The following is a 2,285-nucleotide window of genomic DNA, read 5'->3' on the forward strand; positions in this document are numbered from 1 at the left end:
CAAACCGATGCGCCCGCCAAGGAGGTCTGTGTTCGGCAGAGTGCACGCTAATACTTTCGCAATTAAGGTGCGACATTGGACATTATTCACCGCTTCACCGCCCCATGCATTGAGTGACGGGAAACGATTGGGGTTGGTAATAAATTCTTCACACCCTTTTAAGATCCGCGCGTATTCTGGCGGCAGGGTTTCTACCTTACCGCTTCGGAGCAACCGGCGAGACTTAAATCCGATCTCAAAAGGCGTCTTAGGGTTCCGCGCGTTCTCTTCTTCAATGACGCGTTGATACAATTCAATCAAATCCAGTTTGCGAGCCTTACGCTTACAGCGATACTGCGCATCGTAACTCGATTTATCGAACGGGGGAGGGGAGGAGCTAAACGTTTTCATAAGACTCACCGTCCACGTTTAAAACACACCTCGCTTCATCCTGAGGGACAAAAAAGGCGGTGTTAGGCAGAAAGTGGATTCTCCTGAGCGTTAGCCCAAGCCAAGGCTGAGTCAAATGCGTCATATTTTGAAGTCCAAGAGGTTTTTGGGGTGTTTGGATTGGCCGTCCAAACGGTGAAATTTCAACCTATCTCAACCGGGAAAAGAAATCAAATGCCGGTTTTTTAGACACAAAAAAGCCGACTACTCTTGGAAAGTCGGCTTTTTTGCGAGTGCTATATAGTCAGAGTACCACCTCTAACACACTCTAAATCCTAGAAAAAACACACGACATTGGACACTACAGGAGTAAGCAATGTCGTGTGTTTTAACCTTATAGACCTCAGGTAAGTATAGCGTGTCGTCGCCTGATATTTCAAACGCTAAGTGTGCCTTGGGATTTTTCCCTTAACATAACAAATATAATGCGTAACCAAAAATAGCAGATAAATAACAATGAGATAACAAATAACCTTGAAAAATTTATAGCACATCAAAGAATCCCAATAAAAATAATTAATGGATTAATTATTTAAAATTAAAAACAAAGGCAACGTTAAATTTAATAAAATAACCATTAAAATCAAAAGTTTAATTTGGTGCGTATTATATTTGTTATGTTAAATTGCAAGATTGAGAGGCCCATCACAAAAGCAAATAAGTTTAATAATTCTGGGTCACTTTTGAACGATTAGAGGGTTCAGCGATATTTCAGTTTGAACTCGGTCGTTTCGGTTTTTCTTAATTGAAAAGGATTTTGTATGAATTTGAAATCAGAATGTAGGGTTGATAACAAGGAAGTCGGTATCGCTTTTAGTCTTTCAGCAAACGCGAATAAAACGTTAACGCTATCGGCGAAAAGAGCAGAACGGGCCAAAAAGCGCGAAGGGAAACTTCGATTAGAAGATCATCTCAAACGTTTTCCCAATTGGTCGCTGTAACGAATGATATTGCCGTCTGAGATCTTATTTCAGATGGCCTCGAAGGTGGGCTGCCTTCACGATTGCAAAAAGCGCCGCAGAGGGGCGCAGGCCTGCGTAATATGCCTAACAAATTCAGGAGCCCTCTCTGGGGCGACGTCCAAGGCTGTTTTTCTACTCAATTAAGCACGCTGGTTGAGTGGTGAAATAGAGTTACTTGGGAATACCAGACACCACACCCTTTGGATGTGCGCATTCTACTACAAGAATGCTCAAGCCAGTTTGTAGCACGGCTCTTGAAAGAGAGCCCATTGTTTTGCTTTTTTAAAAGAACAAAACAATGTCCTAAAAAGGAGTGTGAACGATGCAGATTATCTACGGACATTGTCGTACAGATGAGGCGGCGAATGTATTAGGCCACTTTGTTGAACAAGGGGATTTTGTCAGCGTCAAAGAACTGGGAACGGTCGGGCGTGAACACATGGCGTTTGCCGCCTTACTGTCTTTTACTGGACACCTTTCATTCCCTTTCTATTGGAAGGGTGTTCATTTTGTTGCGGTTCAAAAACAAGTTCAATCAGTTAACCGTCTCACTCTCCCAGCTTCAAAGAATGCTTGTAAAAAACGTTATCGGAAGCTTAAGAACACCATCATTAGCGCTCAAAATTGGAAGCAACATGTGAGTCGTAATCGCGGTTTGAAGTACGCGAAATCTTCTCTGTTTTCTTTATGATGCGTGCCTATACCTGTCGATTTTAACCTTTCTCCCCACGCGCCGTTTAATTTGCACGTTGCACGGTCTGCCTAGGACAACCTAACCCTTCTTCCCAGCTTCTCAGGCAAGGAGGTCTTTTACTCCATCATGACCAAACACTTGATAAATTTATCACTCAATAAGGATATTTATTATGAAAACACGCACCCAGCGCACCCTCC

Annotated in this window: 2 protein-coding genes and 1 pseudogene; 2 read left to right on the forward strand and 1 reads right to left on the reverse strand. The window is 42.8% G+C overall.

The features are described 5' to 3' along the window. Positions 1-390: pseudogene (locus AB4503_RS25345) on the reverse strand (hypothetical protein); the annotation flags it as partial. An 800-nt stretch (positions 391-1,190) separates the two neighbouring features. Here AB4503_RS25345 and AB4503_RS25350 point away from each other — a divergent pair. Together AB4503_RS25350 and AB4503_RS25355 are read left to right on the forward strand one after the other, a co-directional pair. Then, positions 1,191-1,370: a TraY domain-containing protein gene (locus AB4503_RS25350; protein ID WP_016800598.1), complete on the forward strand. Its 180-nt coding sequence runs from the start codon at positions 1,191-1,193 to the stop codon at positions 1,368-1,370. A gap of 343 nt (positions 1,371-1,713) precedes the next feature. Then, positions 1,714-2,082: a hypothetical protein gene (locus tag AB4503_RS25355; protein ID WP_048660709.1), complete on the forward strand. Its 369-nt coding sequence runs from the start codon at positions 1,714-1,716 to the stop codon at positions 2,080-2,082. Positions 2,083-2,285: the final 203 nt, after the last annotated feature.

This window comes from Vibrio sp. 10N.222.55.B11 (assembly GCF_041473705.1).
Taxonomy (GTDB): Bacteria; Pseudomonadota; Gammaproteobacteria; order Enterobacterales; family Vibrionaceae; genus Vibrio; species Vibrio crassostreae_C.